The organism is Mesorhizobium sp. M0185, assembly GCF_040322175.1.
GTDB lineage: Bacteria > Pseudomonadota > Alphaproteobacteria > Rhizobiales > Rhizobiaceae > Mesorhizobium.
Genome location: NZ_JAMYSY010000021.1, coordinates 82,997 through 105,757, shown reverse-complemented (window position 1 = coordinate 105,757; position 22,761 = coordinate 82,997). Strand labels below are relative to the sequence as shown.

The window sequence follows — 22,761 nt, the reverse complement described above, 5'->3', positions numbered from 1 at the left end:
GGCGGATTTCCAGCGCCGCCGATTTTGCTGCCATCAGCTGATCGAGCAGGTCCGGCGACGAGCGGCGCTGCGGCCGCACGGTTTCCGGCGGCGGCGCCGCCAGGATGATCGCGCGGGCATCCTCCAACGCCGCTTCCGGCAGCGGCATCAGGCGCGGGGTCGCGTTGCGCGGACTCGTATCGGTCGGGCCGATGCGCAAGCCGAGCGGACGGTGCGACAGCGCCGGGCCGAGCGCCATGAATTGCCCGCGCTCGAGGTCGCGAAAGGCCTCGGCCTGGCGCCGCTCCATGCCGAGAAGGTCGGCGGCACGCGCCATGTCGATATCGAGAAAAGTCCGGCCCATGAGGAAATTGGAAGCCTCGGCGGCGACGTTCTTGGCGAGCTTGGCAAGCCGCTGGGTGGCGATGATGCCGGCCAGCCCGCGTTTGCGGCCGCGGCACATCAGATTGGTCATGGCGCCGAGCGAGAGCTTGCGTGCCTCGTCCGAAACCTCGCCGGCGACGGCCGGCGCGAACAGCTGCGCTTCGTCAACCACCACCAGCATCGGGTACCAGTGGTCGCGGGCGACCTCGAAAAGCCCGCCGAGAAAGGCGGCGGCGCGCCGCATCTGGTTCTCGGCGTCGAGCCCCTCGAGATTGAGCACCGTGGAGACGCGGTGGATGCGCGCCCGCTCGCCGGCGCTCTGCAGGCCGCGCTCGGTATGCTCCTCGGCGTCGATCACCAGGTGGCCGAAACGGTCGCCCAGCGTCACGAAGTCGCCTTCGGGGTCGATGATGGTCTGCTGCACCCAGGGCGCGCTCTGCTCCAAGAGCCGGCGCAGCAGGTGGGATTTGCCGGAGCCCGAATTGCCCTGCACCAGAAGCCGCGTCGCCAGCAGTTCCTCAAGATCCAGCGCCGCCGGGGCGCCTGCGCTCGTCTGGCCCATCTCGATCGCAACGGTCATGTCTCGAGTCTCCTTGCGGAGAGGGCTTATCAACCGCATCACAGCCCGTCGAGCGCGCCATGGCCGGCGCTCCGTGTTGCACACAGGCTGGATGTCGCGGACGATCGAGGATACGGAACGTACCGTTTCGATTCGGTGAGGCTTGTCTCTTCAGGTCGAAAATCGGTACCCGCCTTTCACCGGCTGGGCCTGCCTGGCTTTCTGCGAGCCGGCGCGCGCGGCCGCCGCAAGAATGCTCTCCATCAGGTCCTTTTCGCGCAGCGGTTTGCCGAGCAGCGGCACGTCGGGGGGCCGGTCGGCGATCGCGTCGGCATCGGCGTATCCGGTTATCATCACCGCCGGCCAATCGGACCGCAGATTCCGGGCGAACCGAATGACCTCCAGGCCCGAGACGAGCGGCATGGCAAAATCGGTGACGATGACATCGAAATCGTACGGCGCCCGCTCGATCATCGCCAGCGCTTCGGCACCGCCCCCGGCACAGGTAACCGCAAAGCCATGTTGGCGAAGCGATTGCGCCGTCAGTTCCCTCAGTACGTTGCTGTCGTCGATCAGCAGGACCGATGGATAGTCCTCGCCGGCATTCACGACGGTGTCGTCGGCATCGGATTTCTCGGCGATTTCGACCGGACGCTCGATTGAACGCGGCAGCCAGAGCTGGACGGATGTTCCACTGCCGACGGTGCTTTCAATGCGAAGCGTGCCGCCCGATTGCTTGACGAAACCATGCACCGTGCTCAGACCGAGGCCAGTGCCTTTGCCGACCGGTTTTGTGGTGAAGAACGGTTCGACGACCTTGGCGAGAATGTTAGCCGGTATGCCCGACCCCGTGTCCTTGACCGTGACCACGACATAGTCGCCCGCCGAAATATCCTCGGCTGCACTGCCTAGCGTTCGATTTTGCGCCTCCACGATTATCGTGCCGCCGGACGGCATGGCATCGCGCGCGTTGAAGACCAGGTTCATCAGCGCGAGCTCCAGCTGGCTGGCATCGACATGCGCCGGCCACACAGTGTCGTCGACAAGCCAATCGAAACGGATCAGGCCGCCCAGGACCGGGGCCACCAACCCGTTCATTGTATCGCCGAGCGCGGCGAGGCGCACGGCCCGCGGCCTCAGCGTCTGGCGGCGCGAGAAGGCAAGCATGCGGTTGACGAGCTCGGCGCCTTGTTTTGCCGACCGGCGTGTCAGTTCCAGAACCTGCCTGGTCTGTCCGTCGAACTCGGCATGGCGCTCGAGCAATCCCAATCCGCTGAGAATTGCGGCAAGCAGATTGTTGAAATCATGCGCCAGGCCGCCGGTAAGCTTGCCGATCGCGTCGAGGCGCTGCGACTGCAGCAGCTGGTCCTCAAGCTCGCGCCGCTCGGTAACGTCCAGCAATGTGCCGAGGATCTCGGGCTTCCGGCCGTCGGAGCCATTCGACAGGACGCCCTGGTCGAGAAAAATCCGGTAATTGCCGTCGGCGCATTGCCAGCGGAATTCGCAGGTGTAGGAGCCGGTGGCCTTGGCTGCGAGCAGGACCTCCCTCACTCTCGGCAGATCGTCGGGATGAACGCGGCTCAGGCCGAAGCCTGGATCGGCGGTCAGCCGTTCCGCAGGAAAGCCGGTCAGGCGTTCGACCCCTTCGGTGACAAAGCTGGCGCCGAACGGCGGCTCCGCCGCCCTTGCGTGGAAGCAGACCGGAAGAGAGCTCAAAATGGCATGCTGCCGCTCCTGTGCGCTGCGCAGCGCCCGCTCGGCCTCGAGCTTTTCCTTCTGCGCCTGCAGTGCCTGGGCCAGCAGCCGTTGCTCGGCAGCCGCCTTTTGCTGGATTTCGAGCGTCTTCTCATGAAGTTCGACGAACACGGCAACCTTGGAACGCAGCATGGCCGGGTCGAAAGGCTTGAACACGTAATCCACCGCGCCGGCGTCGTAGCCGCGCAGCATGTGCGCGTCTTCCTTGTTGATGGCGGTGAGAAAAATTATCGGCGTTCGCCTGGATTGCTCGCGCTGGCGGATCAATCCCGCGGTCTCGTAGCCATCCAGCCGGGGCATCAGCACGTCCAGCAGGATGACTGCGAAATCCTCCTTCAGCAGTGCGCGCAGCGCTTCTTCGCCCGACTGCACGCAGACGACTTCACCGATAGGGGCCAGAACCTCGCCGATCGCCAGCAGATTGCGCTCGTCGTCATCCACGGCCAGGATGCGCGCCTTTGCCGGCCCCGCTGCCGGCGCCATGACCTCCAGCTTCCTTGCTCCGTTTCTCGATAGCTTCTGCATCGAGCGGCCGTCAGTTCACTGCCATGAGCATCTTTTCCGGACCATGGACACGGGATCGCGAACGGCCGATCCAGACACGCAGCAATGCCAACAGCAGATCGAGGTCGACAGGCTTGGCGATGTAGTCGGAGGCGCCGGCATCGAGGCACTTCTGCCGGTCGCCCTTCATTGCCTTGGCTGTGACCGAGATCAACGGGATATGGGCGATCGCCGGCATGCTGCGGATCTGCCGCATCGTCTCGTAGCCATCCATTTCCGGCATCATGATATCGATCAGTGCCGCATCGATGTCCGGGCTCTGCTCCAGAAGCGCGATACCTTCCCGGCCGCGCTCCGCATGCAGCACCTGGATGTCATAGGTCTCGAGAACGCTGGTAAGCGAATAGATGTTGCGGATGTCGTCGTCGACGATGAGGACCTTTGCGCCGGCGAGGTCGAATTTGTCCGGCTGTTCGGCTGCCGCACCATCGTTTTCGTGGCCTCGCCCGGGGAGTGTTGCCGACATCAGGAGAGCCAGCTGCGCGAAATTCTCCGCCCGCGGAACATCCGCCAATGCCGGATGCAAGGCGAGCGACTGTTGCAGCGCTTCCGGATGAGGCGCAAAGAACAGCAGTCGCGACACCGACTGCCCGAACAGGATGGCAATCTCATCCAGCATCTGGGCGTTGTCCTTGGCCGAGCGGCCAAAGCCGAGCACAACGGCATCATAGTTGGCGATGCCGATTTCGTCCGCATTCGCCGCGACGCGGCCGATCGCCGTAACCGAGGTGACGCCGTCGCGGATCGCCTCGATCAGCGAAAGGCGGCGCTCGGGATCGGGATCGGCAATCAGGACGCGGCTCTGGACGCGGAGCTTTCTGGAATGAATATCCTGGAAGACCTTCATCAGTTCGTCCGACGATACGGGCTTGGTTGAAATGCTGGATGCACCCTTGCGGGCAAGCACCTCGATGTCTTCGGCGCCCGAGATGACATGAACGGGAATGTCCTTGGTTTTCGGGTCATGGCGAAGCAGATCGAACAACACCCAGCCGTCGATATCCGATAGTCCGAGATCGAGCGTAATCGCGTCGGGAACCAGCTTGCGTGCCAAAGCCAGCGTGCCGGAGCCCGCGGTCGACAGGACGCCTTTCAGCCCGGCCGAACGTGCAAGGCCGAGCAGCAAACCGCCGAAGGTCGGGTCGTCCTCGACGATCAGCACGACCCGATCTTCCGACGAGATCGTATCGCGGTCATCGAGCAATTCGGAGGACGGCGGGCTCGGCTGCGCTGTCGTCGCGGCCACCTCCATCGCCGGCAGCAACGCCGCTTGCGGGGCCAAGGCCATCCGGGGTCCGTCGAATGGAATGACCAGAGTGAACGTCGAACCCTTGCCCGGCGTGCTCTCGACCCGCAATTCGCCGCCTAGCAGCCGGGCAATCTCCCGGCTGATCGAGAGCCCAAGCCCGGTGCCGCCATATTTGCGGCTTGTGGTGCCGTCGGCCTGCTGGAAGGCCTCGAAAATCAGCTTCTGCTTGTCCTGCGGAATACCGATGCCGGTATCGGTGACCACGATCGCGAGCGCCTCCATCGGTTGCGCCGAAACGTTGTGACGGCCCGTCTTTTCGGCCCGGAAATTCAAGCGAACCTCGCCTTGCGAGGTGAACTTGAAGGCGTTCGACAAAAGGTTGAGCACGATCTGCTGCAATCGCTTCTCGTCGGTGCGGACGGTCTCCGGAAGCTCGGGATCGACGTTGATGGTGAAGCCAAGCCCCTTGTCGGTCGCCAGCTGCCGGAAGGTTCGCTCCATGTGCTGGCGAAGATGCACCACCGGCATGTCGTTGATGTCGATCGAGACGGTGCCCGATTCGATCTTCGACAGGTCGAGGATGTCGTTGATCAGGCTCAAAAGGTCGGTGCCGGCCGAATTGATGGTGCGCGCGAACTCGACCTGCTTGTCGTTGAGATTGCCCTGCTGGTTGGTTGCGAGCAGGTTTGAAAGGATGAGCAGCGAGTTCAGCGGCGTGCGCAGTTCGTGGCTCATATTGGCGAGGAATTCCGACTTGTATTTCGAGGTAAGCGCCAGCTGCTCGGCCTTCTCCTCCAGCGCCCGCCGCGCCATCTCGATTTCCAGGTTCTTGTTCTCCACCTGCTTCTTTTCGTTCTCGAGCAGCTGCGCCTTTTCCTGCAGCTCCTCGTTGGTGGCGTGCAGCTCTTCCTGCTTTTTGGTCAGCTCGGTCTGACGCGCCTGCAATTCCGAGGTCAGCAGTTGCGACTGCTTGAGCAGGCCTTCGGTGCGCATGGTGGCGGCGATGGTGTTGAGAACGATGCCGACGGATTCCATCAGCTGGTTGAGGAACGACTGGTGCGTGTCGCGGAATTCGCTGAACGAGGCGAGTTCGATGACGGCCTTCACCTCGTCCTCGAACAGAGCCGGAAGAATGATCACGTTCGCCGGCGCGGCATTGCCAAGGCCGGAGGTAACGCGCAGGAAATTCGGCGGCACATTGTCCAGCATGATGGCGCGCTTGTCGGCGGCACTCTGCCCGACAAGCCCTTCACGCAGATCGAGGCGTTGCTTGATTTCCGCCTTGCTTTCGGCGCCATAGGAGGCGGCGAGCTCCAGATAGAATTCATCCTCGTCGCGGTTGGTCACATAGAACACGCCATATTGCGCATTCACCAGCGGGGCGAGTTCGGACATGATGAGGCGCGAGATCGTGGCCAGGTCGCGCTCGCCCTGCAGCATGCGCGAGAAGCGGGCGAGATTGGTCTTCAGCCAGTCCTGCTCGGCATTCTTCAGCGTCTGGTCCTTCAAATTGCGGATCATCTCGTTGATGTTGTCTTTCAGCGCCGCCACCTCGCCGGAGGCCTGGACGCTGATCGAGCGGGTCAGATCGCCCTTGGTCACCGCCGTCGACACCTCGGCGATGGCGCGCACCTGAGTGGTCAGGTTGGCCGCGAGCTGATTGACGTTGTCGGTCAGGTCGCGCCAAAGGCCGGCAGCGCCGGGCACCCGGGCCTGGCCGCCGAGCTTGCCTTCGATGCCCACTTCGCGGGCGACGTTGGTCACCTGGTCGGCGAAGGTCGCCAGCGTCTCGATCATGCCGTTGATGGTGTCGGCGAGCGAGGCGATCTCGCCCTTGGCATCGACCGTCAGCTTGCGCTTGAGATTGCCTTGCGCGACCGCGGTCACGACATCGGCGATGCCGCGCACCTGGTTGGTCAGGTTCGTCGCCATCAGGTTGACGTTGTCGGTCAGGTCCTTCCAGGTACCGGCGACGCCCTCGACCCGCGCCTGGCCGCCGAGCTTGCCCTCGGTGCCGACCTCGCGGGCGACACGCGTCACTTCGCCGGCAAAGGAGTTCAGCTGGTCGACCATGGTGTTGATCGTCGATTTCAGCTCCAGGATCTCGCCCTTGACGTCGACGGTGATCTTCTTCGACAGGTCGCCGCGCGCCACAGCGGTGGTCACCTCGGCGATGTTGCGGACCTGGCCGGTCAGGTTCTCGGCCATTGAATTCACATTATCGGTCAGATCCTTCCAGGTGCCGGCAACGCCGCGCACCTGCGCCTGGCCGCCGAGCTTGCCTTCAGTGCCGACCTCGCGCGCAACGCGCGTCACCTCCGAGGCAAAGGAATTCAGCTGGTCGACCATCGTATTGATGGTGTCCTTGAGCTCGAGGATCTCGCCGCGCACATCGACCGTGATCTTCTTCGACAGGTCGCCCAGCGCCACCGCAGTCGTCACCTCGGCGATGTTGCGCACCTGGCCGGTGAGGTTGGCAGCCATCGCATTGACGTTGTCGGTCAAATCTTTCCAGGTGCCGGCAACGCCGCGCACCTGCGCCTGGCCGCCGAGCTTGCCGTCGGAACCGACTTCGCGCGCCACGCGCGTCACCTCGGAGGCGAAGGAATTCAGCTGGTCGACCATCGTGTTGATGACGTCCTTGATCTGCAGGATCTCGCCCAATGCATCGACGGTGATCTTCTGGGTCAGGTCGCCGGTCGCAATTGCCGTCGCCACCTTGGACACGTCGCGCAACTGCACTGTCAGATTGCCGGCCATGGCATTGACGTTGTCGGTCAGGTCCTTCCAGGTGCCGCCGACGCCCTCGACATGCGCCTGGCCGCCGAGCTTGCCTTCCGACCCCACTTCGCGCGCCACACGCGTCACTTCCGAGGCGAAGGAATTGAGCTGATCGACCATCGTGTTGACGGTGTCCTTGAGCTCGAGGATTTCGCCCTTGACGTCGACGGTGATTTTCTTCGACAGGTCGCCGCGGGCAACGGCGGTCGTCACCTCGGCGATATTGCGGACCTGGCCGGTCAGGTTGGCGGCCATCAGGTTGACGTTATCGGTCAGGTCCTTCCAGGTGCCGCCGACGCCCTTCACTTCGGCCTGGCCGCCGAGCTTGCCCTCGGTGCCGACCTCGCGGGCGACGCGCGTCACTTCGGAGGCGAAGGAGTTCAATTGATCGACCATCGTGTTGATGGTGTCCTTGAGCTCGAGGATTTCGCCCTGCACGGCGACAGTGATCTTCTTCGACAAGTCGCCCGAAGCGACGGCGGTCGTCACCTCGGCGATGTTGCGGACCTGGCCGGTCAGGTTCTCGGCCATCGAATTGACGTTGTCGGTCAGGTCCTTCCAGGTGCCGGCGACGCCGCGCACCTGAGCCTGGCCGCCGAGCTTGCCCTCGGTGCCGACTTCGCGGGCGACACGCGTCACCTCGCCGGCAAATGAGTTCAGCTGGTCGACCATGGTGTTGATGGTCGATTTCAGTTCGAGGATCTCGCCCTTGACGTCGACCGTGATTTTCTTCGACAGGTCGCCAAGCGCCACAGCCGTCGTCACCTCGGCTATATTGCGCACCTGGCCGGTCAGGTTCTCGGCCATCAGGTTGACGTTGTCGGTCAGGTCCTTCCAGGTGCCGCCGACACCTTCGACGCGCGCCTGGCCGCCGAGCTTGCCTTCTGTACCGACTTCGCGCGCGACGCGCGTCACTTCCGAGGCGAAGGAATTGAGCTGGTCGACCATCGTGTTGATGGTGTTCTTGAGTTCGAGGATTTCGCCTTTCACGTCGACGGTAATCTTCTTCGACAGGTCGCCGGAAGCGACGGCGGTCGTCACCTCGGCGATGTTGCGCACCTGCCCGGTCAGGTTCGTCGCCATCGCGTTGACGTTGTCGGTCAGGTCCTTCCAGGTCCCGGCCACACCTTTCACGCGGGCCTGGCCGCCGAGCTTGCCTTCGGTGCCGACCTCGCGCGCCACGCGCGTCACTTCCGAGGCGAAGGAGGCCAGTTGCCCGACCATGGTGTTGACGATCTTGCCGATCCGCAGAAACTCGCCGCGCAGCTGCCGGCCGTCGATTTCGACCATCATCGTCTGCGACAGGTCACCCTTGGCCACCGCGCCGATGACGCGCGCCACTTCGGCCGTCGGCTGAACCATGTCCTCGATCAGATCGTTGACGGAACGGACGCTCGATTCCCAACTGCCGGTGGCGTTGCGGACACGGCCGCGTTCGCCGATCCGGCCATCCTTGCCGACGACCTTGCTGAGGCGCTCAAACTCGCGCGTGACCTGATCGTTGAGCTCGACGATTTCGTTGAAGGTGTCGGCGATCTCCGAATCGAGGCCAGAATAGATATTGTCGATGCGAACGGAGAAGTCACCGCTCCGAAAAGCCTTCAGCGCGTTCAGTATTTGACGGTGGTCCAATTGCCTTGTGGATGCAAGCACGCTCACAGCGCCCCTCCCAGCTCACGGATTTCTTAAATGTCCTGGTGAAACTGTCCCCTGCGGCCGACACAACTCCCCGCAAGCGCAAGAACGCGGCATGCTCGATTTGGTTCCAGACGAAATTGCCGCTATGCGGCAGGAATTTCGCAGCCGCATTCAGGAAACGACGAGCAACAAAGATCCATAATGATTGTATCGATCAATATTTCTGCCCAACGGAACATCTCGAAAAAACTCTCGTTGGTATAGATCGCGATAGAGCGATGCAACTCGATGGAGACACTAAGATGATGAAAATTCTCTCTGCATCCCTACTTGCTATCGGCCTGGCCACATCTGCCATGGCACAATCCATGGGCTCCGGGACCGGTAACGACCCCAATACCGGCGTCAACACAGGCACTTCCGGCGGCAACACCGGGACTGGCAGCGCAACTACCCCGAACACGATCGATCCGAACGCAACGAACGCCACCACGCCGCAGACAAACGGTATGGAGGACCGCTGTAAGGATACGGCGAGCAGCGATACCGACAACAATACCCCCAGCGGCGCCATGACGTCGGATATGCAGAACTGCAACAAGTAACGGCGTTTTGCTCAGCCGTCATTTCAGCCCGCTGCCTGGTCCAGACCGGTGCTCGCGGTTCAAACCACAGCCAGAAACATGCACAGACCGGGCACGGGCTCATTACTTCTGAATGGATCGGCGAGCCCAAGCCGGGCGGCCGATTAACTAGTCTCAGCTAGGTTCTGCGATGGGCGGCGGCCAGCCCGGATGGGCGGGCGGCCGTTCCGCTGATTTTCGCGGAGAGAACTGGTGGAGCCAATCGGAATCGAACCGACGACCTCTTGAATGCCATTCAAGCGCTCTCCCAACTGAGCTATGGCCCCACTCCGGCAGTTCACCGGCGCCGTTTCCGGCGAAGAGTTCCGGCGCGGGTTCTAAACCGCGCCGTTAGTGAAGGCGGCTTCTAACCCCGCCTTCAGTCAATATCAAGCCTTCAAGAACCGCTTTTTCTAGGCAGCGCCGCGAAAGCCGGCGAATGCGGTTCGCTCAGACTTCGTCGTCGTCTTCGCCGACGCCGATCATGTCGGCAACGTCGTCGTCTTCTTCCTCCTCGTCGGCGAGGAACGTGTCATCCTCGTCATCGCCAAGGTCAACGTCGTCTTCGTCATCGCCGAGATCGGGAAGCTCGTCGGCCTTCGCGTCCTCGTCCGCCTCTTCGAGCGAGACAACCTCGACGCCCTCTTCCTCCTCGGCGTCCACTTCCTTCTCGGCAACTTCCTCTTCCTCCTCGAGGGCGGCGATCTTGCCTTCCTCGAAATAGGAGCGCGGATAGCTCTTGCCCGTATAAGGCGAGACGATTGGGTCCTTGTTCAAGTCATAGAATTTTCGACCCGTCTCCGGGTCGATGCGTTTGGTGCCAAGTTCGGGTTTTGCCACAGCAAGCCTCGTCGATGAAAGTTTGGTCCCCTTAACCAGAGTTTACGGCGCTGTCAAAGCGAAAAGCCGGCGTCCCAAAAAGCTTGAATTCGAAGGCCTTCATACCAAGGGGATGACCATTTCGGTACGCCATGATAGGAGACCCCGCAAACCAGCAGAAAATGGCCGGCCGCCGGCGTTTCCAGGAAAGAACCATGTCGCACACTGCCGCCCCGAAGCAGGCCACCGCCCGCAAATCATCTGGCCTTTCAGGCGCGGCACGGGTGCCGGGCGACAAGTCGATCTCGCACCGCTCGTTCATGTTCGGTGGCCTGGCCTCCGGCGAAACCCGTATCACCGGGCTGCTGGAAGGCGAGGACGTGATGCGTACGGGCGCTGCCATGAAGGCCATGGGCGCCCATATCGAGAAGCATGGCGCTGAGTGGGTGATCCGCGGTACCGGCAACGGCGCGCTGCTGCAGCCGGAAGGCCCGCTCGATTTCGGCAATGCCGGCACCGGCTCACGCCTCACCATGGGCCTGGTCGGCACCTATGACATGGAAACCACCTTCATCGGCGACGCCTCGCTGTCCGGCCGGCCGATGGGCCGCGTGCTCGAACCTTTGCGCCAGATGGGCGTGCAGGTGCTGAAGGCGACGCCCGGCGACCGCATGCCGATCACGCTTCATGGGCCTAAGCACGCCGCGCCGATCACCTACCGCGTGCCGATGGCATCGGCACAAGTCAAGTCGGCGGTGCTGCTGGCCGGGCTGAACACGCCGGGGATCACCACCGTCATCGAGCCGGTTATGACGCGCGACCATACCGAAAAAATGCTCAAGGGGTTCGGCGCCAATTTGTCGGTCGAGACCGACGAGCGCGGCGTGCGCCACATTTTCATCGAAGGCCAGGGCAAGCTCACGGGGCAGACGATCGCGGTGCCTGGCGACCCCTCCTCGGCCGGCTTCCCGCTGGTGGCGGCGCTGATCGTGCCGGGCTCGGACATTACAATCGAAAACGTGCTGATGAACCCGACCCGCACTGGACTTCTGTTGACGCTGCAGGAAATGGGCGCCTGGATCGACATAATCGATCCGCGCAACGAAGGTGGCGAGGACGTCGCCGACCTGCGCGTACGCTATTCCGAACTGAAAGGCGTCACCGTGCCGCCCGAACGGGCGCCGACGATGATCGACGAGTATCCGGTGCTTGCCGTGGCGGCGAGCTTTGCCGAGGGCGAAACGCTGATGCTTGGCCTGGAAGAGCTGCGCGTGAAGGAATCCGACCGGCTGTCGGCGGTGGCCGAAGGGCTGAAGCTCAACGGCGTCGATTGCAGCGAAGGCGAGGCCTCGCTTGTCGTGCGCGGAAAGCCCGGCGGCAAGGGCCTCGGCCAACACCCCAACGGACAGGGCACCATCGTCCAGACCCATCTCGACCACCGCATCGCCATGAGTTTTCTGGTTATGGGGCTGGCAACGGAAAAGCCCGTGACCATCGACGACCAGGCGATGATCGCAACGAGCTTTCCGGAGTTCATGGGGCTGATGAAGGGGCTCGGTGCGGAGATCGAATAGCTTGATAGCAATCAATAGCCTTGGGGGTTGGGGCCAAACTGGAACGTCGGTGGGACAGCGCCCCCCTCTGTCCTGCCGGACATCTCCCCCGCAAGGAGGGAGATTGGCAGCTTCGGCGCTCCGCTCAATCCTGCGACGTAGACAATTGGCGAAAGCCGCGATGGCCGCCGATCTCCCCCCAAGTGGGGGAGATGTCCGGCAGGACAGAGGGGGGCGCGAAGGATCGCAACGCCTATCTGGATCATTGCGCTTTTCGATTCCGGTGGGCGGCCAATGACCTCAACTTTCACCATAGCCATCGACGGCCCTGCCGGTGCCGGAAAGGGCACCCTCGCTCGGCGACTCGCCGATCACTACCGGCTGAACCTGCTCGACACCGGCCTTACCTATCGGGCGGTGGCGCATTCGCTGCTCCGGCTCGGCCTGCCGCTCGACAATGTCTCGGCCGCTGAAACCGCGGCTCGTCAGGTCGATCTGGCAAAGCTCGACCGCGCCGTGCTTTCGGCACACGCCGTTGGCGAGGCGGCTTCGAAAGTGGCAGTGATCCCGTCGGTGCGGCGCATCCTGGTCGAGAAACAGCGTGACTTCGCAAGAACACCGCCTGGCGCGGTGCTCGACGGCCGCGACATCGGCACCGTCGTCTGTCCCGGTGCCGACGTAAAACTCTATGTCACGGCCAGCGCCGAGGTGCGGGCAAAGCGGCGGCTGGATGAAATCGAGAGCATCGGCGGCACTGCCAATTTCGACGAAATCCTTGCCGATATCGTGCGCCGCGACGAGCGCGATATGGGCCGCATGGACTCGCCCTTGAAGCCGGCCGCCGATGCGCACTTGCTCGACACGTCGGAAATGGCTATAGAAGCCGCGTTTCTGGCAGCTCAGGCGATCATCGACGATGTCCTGGCCAAGAGAAACGAAGCCTGAGCCGGGTTTTCCTGCCGCCGCCGATTGCCGGCGACAAAAAGACTTCCCATATCGGGTATGAACCAGCCTGCCAGCATTCTTCATGCGCCGGAATTGCCGCTCAAGGGCGGCCAAGGGCTTTTTGCCCGGAACGCTGGCAGGCCAACGCAACGCTAACCCACGGCGCCCGCCCCGCGACAGATTGCGGGGCATTCCAGGAGAAACTATGTCAGTTGCAAATCCCACTCGCGATGATTTCGCGAGCCTGCTCGAAGAATCATTTTCCGCCGGCCATTCCGGCGAAGGCCAGGTCGTCAAGGGCATCATCACCGCCATTGAGAAGGACATGGCCATCATCGACGTCGGCCTCAAGGTCGAAGGCCGCGTGCCGCTGAAGGAATTCGGCGTCAAGGGCAAGGACACGACGCTCAAGGTCGGCGACACGGTCGAGGTCTATGTCGAGCGTATCGAGAACGCGCTTGGCGAAGCCATGCTGTCGCGCGAAAAGGCCCGCCGCGAAGAGAGCTGGGTCCGTCTCGAAGAGAAGTTCACCAAGGGCGAACGCGTCGAAGGCGTCATCTTCAACCAGGTCAAGGGCGGCTTCACCGTCGACCTCGACGGTGCCGTGGCCTTCCTGCCGCGCAGCCAGGTCGACATCCGCCCGATCCGCGACGTCTCGCCGCTGATGCACAACCCGCAGCCCTTCGAGATCCTCAAGATGGATCGCCGCCGCGGCAACATCGTGGTGTCGCGCCGCACCGTGCTCGAGGAAAGCCGCGCCGAACAGCGTTCGGAAATCGTGCAGAACCTCGAAGAAGGCCAGGTGGTCGAAGGCGTCGTCAAGAACATCACCGACTATGGTGCGTTCGTCGACCTCGGCGGCATCGACGGCCTTCTGCACGTCACCGACATGGCATGGCGCCGCGTCAACCATCCGACCGAAATCCTCAATATTGGCCAGACGGTCAAGGTGCAGATCATCCGCATCAACCAGGAAACCCACCGCATCTCGCTCGGCATGAAGCAGCTCGAGAGCGATCCGTGGTCCGAGATCGGCACCAAGTTCCCGATCGGCAAGAAGATCAAGGGTACCGTCACCAACATCACCGACTACGGCGCGTTCGTCGAGCTGGAGCCGGGCATCGAAGGCCTCATCCACGTTTCGGAAATGTCGTGGACCAAGAAGAACGTGCATCCCGGCAAGATCCTGTCGACGACGCAGGAAGTCGACGTGGTGGTGCTCGAAGTCGATCCGGCCAAGCGCCGCATCTCGCTCGGCCTCAAGCAGACGCTGGAGAACCCGTGGGAGGCCTTCGCGCGCAGCCACCCGGTCGGCAGCCAGGTTGAGGGCGAGGTCAAGAACAAGACCGAGTTCGGCCTGTTCATCGGCCTCGAAGGCGACGTCGACGGCATGGTCCACCTTTCCGACCTCGACTGGACCCGTCCGGGCGAGCAGGTGATCGAAGAGTACAATCGCGGCGACATGGTCAAGGCGCAGGTGCTCGACGTCGACATAGACAAGGAGCGCATCTCGCTCGGCATCAAGCAGCTGGCCAAGGACACGGTCGGCGAAGCGGCGACGTCAGGCGAACTGCGCAAGAACGCAGTCGTCACCTGCGAGGTTATCGGCGTGAAGGATGGCGGTCTGGAAGTGCGGCTGGTCGACAGCGGCATCGAGACCTTCATCAAGCGCTCCGATCTCAGCCGTGACCGCGACGAGCAGCGCCCCGAGCGCTTCACCGTCGGCCAGAAAGTCGACGCCCGCGTCATCGCCTTCGACAAGAAGACCCGCAAGCTGCAGGTCTCGATCAAGGCCCTGGAAATCGCCGAAGAGAAGGAAGCGGTCGCCCAATACGGTTCGACCGACTCCGGCGCTTCGCTGGGCGATATTTTGGGTGCCGCGCTGAAGAAGCAGGGCAGCTAAGCCAACACCGCGCCTCGCGCGGGTTATAAACGAAACAAAAGCCCCGCCGGAACGGTCCGGCGGGGCTTTTGCTTGTGACCTTTTGCTTGCGACGGACCGCAGGCTCAGGCCCGGCCGTAGAGTGGCACCAGCGTGCCGCTGATCGCCATGTTGGCCGGCGAGGCGAGATAAGCAATGGCCTCGGCGGCCGCTTCAAGGCTGACCCATCTGCTGAAATCTGCGTTCGGCATGTCAGCCCGGTTGGCCGGCGTGTCGAGCGTCGAGGGCGCCACGGCGTTGACCAGGATGCCGTTGCCCTTCAGCTCTTCGGCTATCGCCACGGTCATCGCGGCGACTGCCGCCTTGGCGGCGGCGTAGGCCACCTTGCCGGAGCCGCGCCGCGGATCGAGCCCGGCTCGCGCGGTGACATTGACGATGCGGCCCGGCACGGAAGATTCCAGCATCGAGCGTATCGCCGCGCGGCAGCACAGGAAGGTGGTGCGGGCATTGGTATCCATCATCTCGGCGAAGGAGGCGGGCTCGATCTTCTCGACCGGCGCGGCGGTGAAGCCGCCGGCCAGATGCACCGATGCCCATAAATTCGGAACGCTGGCATAGAAGGCGTCGACCTTGGCAGGGTCGGCAAGGTCGACATTGTGCGCCAGCCTGACGCGGTCATGCGCCGGAAAGGGAAAATGCGCAGGCGCGGCAGCGTGGGCATTGGGCACATGGCAGATCGCGCCCTGCTCCAGCAGTTTTCCTACGACCGCGCCGCCAAGGGCACCGGTGCCGCCGGTCACCACGATATGTCTGCCGTCCAGTGTTTCCGTCATATTCGACCGCTCCGTCATTGCGCGCCGCCGATGCGGAAGGTCGCGCCTTTCGCGCGATCACTCAACCGAAATCTCGATGACGTAAGGTCGTCCAGTCGCCCGCGCGCGCCCGAGCGCGTCCGCCAAGCCGCCAGTGCCAGAAATCCGCTCGGCGGCAATGCCGTAGGCTTCGGCCAATTTGCAGAAATCCGGCGGTGCCGGGGAGACGCCGACCGGCTCGACGCCGACGTCGAGCATCGAGGTTTCGATCTCGCGGTAGCCACGATTGTTCCAGACGGCGAAGATCACCGGCGCCGCCGCGTCGAGCGCGGCGCCCAGTTCCGGCAGGGTGAACTGGAAGCCGCCGTCGCCGGTGAGGCAAACGACCGGCGCCTCAGGCCTGGCAAGGACGGCACCGATCGCCGCCGGCGGGCCATAGCCGAGCGCGCCGAAGCCGGTGGCCGCGTTGAACCAGCCGCCCGGCCGGTCGTGATCGTAATAGAGGTTGGCGGCGTAAACCGGCTGGGTCGAATCGCCGACGATGATCGCGCCAGGCAGCGCATCGCGGATCGTCTCGACGGCTCGCAATTGCGCCTGCATGGCCGGGCCGATCTCGGCAAAGGCCGCCTGCCGCGTCGCGGCGGCGCGGGCTGAACCATCATCCAATGGCGTCTCGTGCGTGCCGATTTCGGCAAGCAGCGCCTTGAGCGCCGCTCCGCAATCGGCCTGGATCGAAATCCGCGCAGGCCGGCGGGCAAGCTGGTCGGCGCCGATGTCGATGCGGATCAGGTTGGCGGGCAGGACAAAACCGCCGTCGCCATAGCCATCATAGTCGGTCGGACCGAATTCGGTGCCGGCGGCAATGACCAGGTCGGCATCGGCGATCAGCGCACGCACCGCCTTCAGGCTGGGGCTGGCCGGCACGCCAAGTGGATGACGATAGAGCAGGCCGCGCGCATTGGCGGTCTGGACGACCGGCGCTCCCAGCCTCTCGGCCAGGTGCTGCAACGGCGCTTCGGCCGCTTTGGCGCCGCCGCCGGCCAGGATAAGCGGCCGGCGGGCAGACGCGCATAGCCTTGCCGCCTCGGCAATCGCCGCCACATCCGGCTCGGGCGGCGCTGAACTCCGCAGCAGCGGCACGATGCCGTTGGCAGGCAGGCTCATGACATCGGTCGGGATCTCGATGTGCACCGGACCCGGACGCGAGGATGAGAACAGCGCAAAGGCGCGGGCGAGCACGCCGGGCAGTTCGCCGGCCTCGGTGACACGGTGCGAAAACAGCGCCACCTTCTCCATCATGCCGCGCTGGTCCGGCAGTTCATGCAGATGGCCAAGGCCTTTGCCCAGCGTCGGTGTGGCGTTGACGCCCGAGATTACCAGCATCGGCACCGAATCGGCGCGCGCCTGGCCCATGGCGGTGATGGTGTTGGTCAGCCCCGGCCCGGTGATGACGAAGGCGATACCCGGCCTGCCGCTGGCGCGCGCATAGCCGTCAGCCATGAAGCCGGCGCCCTGCTCGTGGCGCGGCGTGATGTGACGGATCTTCGACCGCGCCAGCCCGCGGTAGAGCTCGACCGTGTGCACGCCGGGGATGCCGAAGACGATGTCGACGCCGTGCGCTTCGAGCAAGGTGATGAGCGCTTCGCCAATGGTCGTCATTGTCTTAGCACCGGGCGTGTGAGGCAGGTCGGGCCGCCCTCGCAGGCAATGCACAGCGCATCGGCCTCGAATGTCGAGACCGTACAGCCAGCGGCCTGCATGGCAGCCGCCGTCTTCGGAAAACCGGCAACGGCGATAACCTGGCGCGGCGCGGTCGGCAGGACATTGAGGCTGAGCCCATTCGAGGCGAAGAATTCGTCGGCATCGCCGTCGACCAGCCGAATGCCACGTTCGCGCAGCATCTGATGGAAGGCGACCGGCAGGAGGGGCGCATAGACCAGCGCCAGATCGTCGGCGAGCGGGCTGATCACCGACATCAGGTGCAGGCAGGCCTCCTCGCCCTGCCAGAGCGGCAGGTCGAAGCCATAGACCTGGATGCCCTTGGGCGAAAGCAGGTTGGAGAGCTGCTGGATGCCGTGCTGATTGGTGCGCACGCCGCGGCCGATGGCCAGCGTGTTTGCATCCACCCACACGCAGTCGCCGCCCTCGACCTGGCCGGGAGCCTCGATTCGGCCGAGGACGGGGATGCCCATGCGCCCATAGGCTGCCTCGTGGAGGCTGGGCTCGGGCCGGCGCAGCGCCTTGCCCATGGCAAGGATGACCGCGCCATGGTCGGTCATCAGCGAGGGATCGTGGGTAAAAACCGAATCGGCAAGCCCGTCGTCGGCGTCACTCAGCCATTCGATCTCAGCGCCTGAGGCCGAAATCAGCCTGGCCAGCGCATCATGCTGGACCGCCGCTTTTTGCGGATTGAAGCCGGGGCCATAGTGCCACTCCAGCGCTTCGGCCCGACGCATGGCGCCGGCAGCGGAGCGCATCAGCACGCGCTGCAGCGTCCCGGCCATCGACTGCGACCCGTATGCTTTGCCCACTAAATTCTCCTGAAACGCGCCCCTCCTGCCAATAGCCACTCGGCAGGCGGTGATCAATGGTCCAAAAAACTGCGGTTGACGGAGACAAGCGGAACGGTCCATCTTGAGAATCGGAACGCTGTCCAGTGACGGGTAATGGGTAAAAAATTCCAGCAAGCACTGCCTCGGCTGCTCCGCGGGGCGCCGCGACGATGACAGCGCCGGCCACCGCCCTGAAGCATACGGCGCAGAACGGCGCCGCCGAAGCCATCCACGTCGAGAACCTGCACAAGAATTTCGGCAAGCTGCATGTATTGAAGGGCGTTTCGCTGTCGGCTCGCGACGGCGAGGTGATCGCCATCATCGGCGGCAGCGGCTCGGGCAAATCGACGCTGCTGCGCTGCATCAACTGCCTGGAGAACCCGACCAGCGGCATCATCCGGGTCAATGGCGAAGAGATAAAGCTGAAGGCCGACAGCTACGGCCACACCGTGCCCGCCGACCGCAAGCAGATCGAACGCATCCGCTCCAAGCTCGGCATGGTCTTCCAGAATTTCAATCTGTGGAGCCACATGACGTTGATCGAGAACGTCATCGAGGTTCCCGTGCATGTGCTCGGCGTCAAGCGCGATGTGGCGATCGGCGAGGCGGAAAAATTGCTCGCCCGCGTCGGCCTGGCCGAAAAACGCGACGTCTATCCCGCTTATCTGTCGGGCGGCCAACAGCAGCGCGCCGCGATCGCCAGGGCGCTGGCCATCAATCCGCGCGTCATGCTGTTCGATGAGCCGACCTCGGCGCTCGACCCGGAGCTGGTCGGCGAGGTGCTGAAGGTGATCGGCGACCTGGCGCGCGAAGGCCGCACTATGGTGCTGGTCACCCATGAGATGAAGTTTGCCCGCGAGGTCGCGACGCATGTCGTTTACCTCCATAACGGGCTGGTCGAGGAAGAAGGGTCGCCGGAACAGATCTTCGGCGCACCAAAATCCGAAAGGCTGAAGCAGTTCATCCGCAACATCAGTTAAACCGTGGGCGGACGAAAACCGGGAACAACAACAAACTGGGAGTCATGACGATGAAGATTATTCTCAAGACCTTTGCGGCAGCGCTGCTGCTTGGCGTTGCCGCCGTGGGCGTGGCCAAGGCCGATCCGGTCAAGATCGGTGTCGCTGCCGAGCCCTATCCGCCGTTCACCTCGCCGGATGCTTCCGGCAAATGGGTCGGTTGGGAAATCGAATTCATCGACGCTGTCTGCACCGAAGAGAAGCTCGACTGCGTCATCACGCCGGTCGCCTGGGACGGCATCATCCCGGCGTTGACGACCAAGAAGATCGACGTCATCGCCAGCTCGATGTCGATCACCGACGAACGCAAGAAGACGATCGACTTCTCCGACAAATATTACAACACCCCGACTGCGATCATCGGGCCGAAGGACCAGAAGTTCGGCTCGACACCGGAGGACCTCAAGGGCAAGATCATCGGCGTCCAGGTCTCGACCGTACACGCCGACTACGCCAAGAAGCACTTCGCCGACGCGGCGGAAATCAAGGAATACCAGACCCAGGACGAGGCCAACCAGGATCTTGCCGCCGGCCGGGTCGACGCGGTGCAGGCCGATTCCATCGCCCTCGACGCCTTCCTGAAATCGGACCAGGGCAAGCAATGCTGCGATCTGAAAGGCATGGTCGCGCCGGATCTGGCCATTCTCGGGCCCGGCGTCGGCGCCGGCGTCCGCAAGGAAGACACCGCGTTGAAGGAAAAGATCAACGCCGGTATCAAGGCCATCCGCGCCAACGGCAAATATGACGAGATTTCGAAGAAGTACTTCGACTTTGATATTTACGGCTCCGACACGCAGTCGAACTGACGGCCTCATCCATGAGCGATTAACCACGCGGCCCCGATAGAGCCGCGTGGTTGGTCGAAATCCATCGACGCGAGCTTCCGCGGGCGGAAATCGCCGGCGGTTTTAGCGCCAGCAATTCGAGGGCGACGCTGATCGACGCATTTGTTCCGGCTTGGGCCGCCTCTGCCATCGCGCTTCTCTCGCCCGTGCCGCCGGGCTGGGGTGGAACGCTCATCGTCGGGCTGCTCCATACGATCGAGATTGCGGTCGGCGCCACCTGTCTCGGCCTTTTGATCGGTATCGGCGGCGCCTCCGGCAAGCTGTATGGTGGTCCGGTGGTGCGCGATCTCCTGGCAGTCTATACGACCGTCGTGCGCGCCGTGCCGGAGCTGGTGCTGATCCTTCTGCTCTATTACGCCGGCACCGACCTGATCAATCAGATGCTGACGGCAATGGGCTATCAGCGCATGGACATTAGCGGGCTGGCGGCCGGCATTGCCGTGCTCGGCTTCGTCCAGGGCGCCTATTCGACCGAGGTGATCCGCGGGGCGATCCTCGCCATTCCGCAGGGCCAGATCGAAGCCGCGCGCGCCTATGGCATGTCTCCCGGCCTGCTGCTGCGGCGCATCACGCTGCCGGCGATGCTGCCGTTCGCCATACCCGGCCTTGCCAATCTTTGGCTGATCGCCACCAAGGACACCGCCCTGCTGGCGGTCGTCGGCTTTTTCGAGCTGACATTGGCGACACGGCAGGCGGCCGGCGTCACCAAAGCCTATCTGACATTCTTTGTCGCCGCCGGCGCGATCTACCTTCTGTTGACGCTGGTTTCCAACCTGATCATCGGCCGCATCGAGAGCTGGGCCCGCCGCGGCATGCCCTCGCTCAAGGAGGCCCGTTGATGGCTGGCCCGGTGATGACTGGCGAAGCGGCCGTCGAGATAGCCGCACGCGCTTCGCTGTGGCTGAAGCCGCATCGTATCGTGCTGATCCTGATCGCGCTGGGACTGGTTTTGGCGGCGGCTGTCTTCATGCGCTGGGACTGGCTGCCTAAATATTACGGGATGGGGTTGCTCGGCATCTGGCGCGCGCTGTGGATTCTTGCCGTCACCTGCATACTGGGTTTCCTGCTCGCCGTGCCGCTCGGCCTGGCGCAGGCTGCCGGCCCCGTCTGGTTCGCGGCACCCGCCAAGGTCTTCTGCACCGTCATCAGGGGAACACCGCTGCTGCTGCAGCTCTGGCTGCTCTATTACGGGCTGGGCTCGCTGTTTCCACAATATCCGTGGATTCGCGAGTCCTGGATGTGGCCGTATCTCAGGCAGGCATGGCCCTATGGCGTTCTCGGGCTGACGCTGTCCTTCGCCGGCTATGAGGGCGAGGTGATGCGAGGCGCTTTCGCCGGCGTGCCGAAAGGTCAATTGGAAGCCGCCCGCGCCTTCGGCATGAGCCGCTGGAGGATTTTCCAGCGAATCTGGCTGCCGCAGGCCTTCTACCGCGCGCTGCCGACACTGACGGGCGAAACCGTGCTGCAGCTGAAATCGACGCCGCTGGTGGCGACCATCAGCGTGATCGATATATTCGCCGTCTCTTCAAAGGTGCGTCAGGATACCTACCTCACCTATGAACCCTTGCTGCTCCTGGCGTTGATCTATATGGCGATCACCGGCATCCTCGTCTTCGCTCTGGGCAAGATCGAGGCGCGGATTCCGAACAAGATTGGTTAGGTGAATGGTGAATGGTGAATAGTCAGTAGTGAGTAGCCCGTAGTGTTACCGGCTAAATCCCACTCACCATTCACCATTCACCCATTCCCTCAGATATCCATGGCAATCACAATGCAACTCAGTCTCGACCAGGCGACAGGGCTGTGCCGGATGGCCGCACTTGGCGCCGGCGCAAACGAAGAGGCAGCGCAGTCGCTGGCTGCCTCGATCGTCGCGGCCGAGGCGGAAGGACTGTCGACCGTCGGGCTGTCGCATTTCATCGATTATCTCGAAGCGCTGGAAGCCGGCCGTATCGACGGCAATGCCGATCCGGTGATCACCAGGCCGGCGCTCGCAGTCTATCTCTCCGATGCCCGCGGCGGACTGGCGCATACCGGTTTCGACCGCACGATCGATGACCTCGCCAAGGCGGCGCGACTGTTCGGCGTCGCCATCTTTTCACAGAAGAATGCCTATACATGCGGCGCGCTCGGCTATTTCACCGGACGGCTGGCCGCGCAGGGATTGGTATCGTTCGCCGCCACCAACGGCCCGGCCGTGCTTGCCGGCTCGGGCTCGGTCAAGCCGGTCTACTGCACCAACCCGATGTCCTTTGCGGCACCCGCCGCGGACGGGGCGGCGCTAGTCATCGACCAGTCGTCGAGCGCCACCGCCTTCGTCAACATCCGCAAGGCGGCCGAGGACGGCAAGAAGATACCCGAAGGCTGGGCACTGGATGCCAGCGGCAATCCGACCACGGACCCGGCAGCTGCCACGAAGGGCGCCATGCTTGCCTTCGGCGGCCAGCGCGGCGCCAACATCGCGTTGATGGTCGAGGTGCTGGCTGCGGGCCTGTCGGGCGCCAACTGGTCGCTCGATGCGCCATGGTTCAGCGGCGGGCCGGACAGTCCGGGGACCGGCCTGTTCGTGCTTGCCGTCGAGCCCAAGCTGCTCGATCCGGACTTCGAAAAGCGGATGAAGGATCAGCTCGACCGGCTGCGGCGGCGCTATGGCGTGCATGTGCCGGGGCGTGCCCGGGCCGAGGCCGCGGAGAAGGCGGCGGCGCGCGGCATAAGCGCGCCGAAAGCCGTGGTGCAACGCATTTCCGAATTCGCCGCGCGCTATTCGTCCTGAAGAAATTCGTTTGTCCGATGAGCGGCTGA

The 22,761-nt window shown here is 63.5% G+C and carries 16 protein-coding genes and 1 tRNA gene; 9 read left to right on the top strand and 8 right to left on the bottom strand.

Translation table 11 applies throughout. The features are described 5' to 3' along the window. The 3 genes from NKJ20_RS18355 to NKJ20_RS18345 form a co-directional block, all read right to left on the bottom strand. A partial coding sequence (locus tag NKJ20_RS18355) for a helicase HerA domain-containing protein (RefSeq protein ID WP_352745872.1) occupies window positions 1-943 on the bottom strand: 943 nt, incomplete at its 3' end. Window positions 944-1,093: 150 nt separating this feature from the next. Continuing rightward, complete coding sequence (locus NKJ20_RS18350) at window positions 1,094-3,202, bottom strand: PAS domain-containing hybrid sensor histidine kinase/response regulator (RefSeq protein ID WP_502900822.1); 2,109 nt, start codon at window positions 3,200-3,202, stop codon at window positions 1,094-1,096. A 10-nt stretch (window positions 3,203-3,212) separates the two neighbouring features. Next, entirely contained in the window at window positions 3,213-8,924 is a 5,712-nt protein-coding gene (locus NKJ20_RS18345) for a HAMP domain-containing protein (RefSeq protein WP_352745886.1), read from the bottom strand. A 287-nt stretch (window positions 8,925-9,211) separates the two neighbouring features. Here NKJ20_RS18345 and NKJ20_RS18340 point away from each other — a divergent pair, with 287 nt between their 5' ends. Continuing rightward, entirely contained in the window at window positions 9,212-9,514 is a 303-nt protein-coding gene (locus NKJ20_RS18340; RefSeq protein ID WP_352745867.1) for a hypothetical protein, read from the top strand. A 229-nt stretch (window positions 9,515-9,743) separates the two neighbouring features. On the opposite strand, the gene NKJ20_RS18335 is transcribed toward NKJ20_RS18340, so the two are convergent. Both NKJ20_RS18335 and NKJ20_RS18330 read right to left on the bottom strand, forming a co-directional pair. After that, window positions 9,744-9,819, bottom strand: a tRNA-Ala gene (locus NKJ20_RS18335). Window positions 9,820-9,982: 163 nt separating this feature from the next. After that, window positions 9,983-10,372, bottom strand: coding sequence for a TIGR02300 family protein (locus tag NKJ20_RS18330; protein ID WP_023676282.1), 390 nt, complete (start codon window positions 10,370-10,372; stop codon window positions 9,983-9,985). A gap of 194 nt (window positions 10,373-10,566) precedes the next feature. Here NKJ20_RS18330 and aroA point away from each other — a divergent pair, with 194 nt between their 5' ends. The 3 genes from aroA to rpsA all read left to right on the top strand — a co-directional run bounded on the left by aroA (window position 10,567) and on the right by rpsA (window position 14,752). Next, a complete protein-coding gene (aroA, locus tag NKJ20_RS18325) occupies window positions 10,567-11,925 on the top strand; it encodes a 3-phosphoshikimate 1-carboxyvinyltransferase (RefSeq protein ID WP_352745865.1) in 1,359 nt (452 codons plus the stop codon). Window positions 11,926-12,198: 273 nt separating this feature from the next. Further along, a complete protein-coding gene (cmk, locus tag NKJ20_RS18320) occupies window positions 12,199-12,849 on the top strand; it encodes a (d)CMP kinase (protein WP_352745863.1) in 651 nt (216 codons plus the stop codon). A gap of 205 nt (window positions 12,850-13,054) precedes the next feature. Then, window positions 13,055-14,752, top strand: coding sequence for a 30S ribosomal protein S1 (rpsA, locus tag NKJ20_RS18315; RefSeq protein WP_023676278.1), 1,698 nt, complete (start codon window positions 13,055-13,057; stop codon window positions 14,750-14,752). A gap of 104 nt (window positions 14,753-14,856) precedes the next feature. Here the strand turns inward: rpsA and NKJ20_RS18310 are convergent, their stop codons facing one another. Genes NKJ20_RS18310 through NKJ20_RS18300 form a run of 3 tightly spaced genes read right to left on the bottom strand, consistent with a single transcriptional unit; the run spans window position 14,857 to window position 18,047 of the window. Next, a complete protein-coding gene (locus NKJ20_RS18310) occupies window positions 14,857-15,564 on the bottom strand; it encodes an SDR family NAD(P)-dependent oxidoreductase (RefSeq protein WP_352453685.1) in 708 nt (235 codons plus the stop codon). 57 nt (window positions 15,565-15,621) lie between these two features. Next, window positions 15,622-17,202, bottom strand: coding sequence for a 5-guanidino-2-oxopentanoate decarboxylase (locus NKJ20_RS18305; protein WP_352743809.1), 1,581 nt, complete (start codon window positions 17,200-17,202; stop codon window positions 15,622-15,624). Then, on the bottom strand, window positions 17,199-18,047 hold the full coding sequence (locus NKJ20_RS18300; protein ID WP_352743990.1) for a dimethylarginine dimethylaminohydrolase family protein: 849 nt from the start codon (window positions 18,045-18,047) through the stop codon (window positions 17,199-17,201). Before NKJ20_RS18300 ends, NKJ20_RS18305 begins: the two co-directional genes overlap by 4 nt. Window positions 18,048-18,265: 218 nt before the next feature. On the opposite strand from NKJ20_RS18300, the gene NKJ20_RS18295 reads away from it, so the two are divergent. From NKJ20_RS18295 to NKJ20_RS18275, 5 genes are all read left to right on the top strand, one after another. Further along, complete coding sequence (locus NKJ20_RS18295) at window positions 18,266-19,075, top strand: ABC transporter ATP-binding protein (RefSeq protein WP_352743811.1); 810 nt, start codon at window positions 18,266-18,268, stop codon at window positions 19,073-19,075. A gap of 50 nt (window positions 19,076-19,125) precedes the next feature. Beyond that, window positions 19,126-19,920 carry a transporter substrate-binding domain-containing protein gene (locus tag NKJ20_RS18290; protein WP_352743813.1) on the top strand — a complete coding sequence of 265 codons (795 nt, stop codon included), beginning with the start codon at window positions 19,126-19,128 and terminating at the stop codon, window positions 19,918-19,920. A 212-nt stretch (window positions 19,921-20,132) separates the two neighbouring features. Beyond that, a complete protein-coding gene (locus NKJ20_RS18285) occupies window positions 20,133-20,798 on the top strand; it encodes an ABC transporter permease (RefSeq protein WP_352453687.1) in 666 nt (221 codons plus the stop codon). A gap of 14 nt (window positions 20,799-20,812) precedes the next feature. Next, the gene (locus NKJ20_RS18280; RefSeq protein WP_352745882.1) at window positions 20,813-21,619 is read left to right on the top strand and encodes an ABC transporter permease; all 807 of its coding nucleotides are present in this window, start codon (window positions 20,813-20,815) and stop codon (window positions 21,617-21,619) included. 111 nt (window positions 21,620-21,730) lie between these two features. After that, window positions 21,731-22,732 (top strand): Ldh family oxidoreductase, encoded by a 1,002-nt coding sequence (locus NKJ20_RS18275; protein ID WP_352745860.1) that lies wholly within the window; start codon window positions 21,731-21,733, stop codon window positions 22,730-22,732. Window positions 22,733-22,761: the final 29 nt, after the last annotated feature.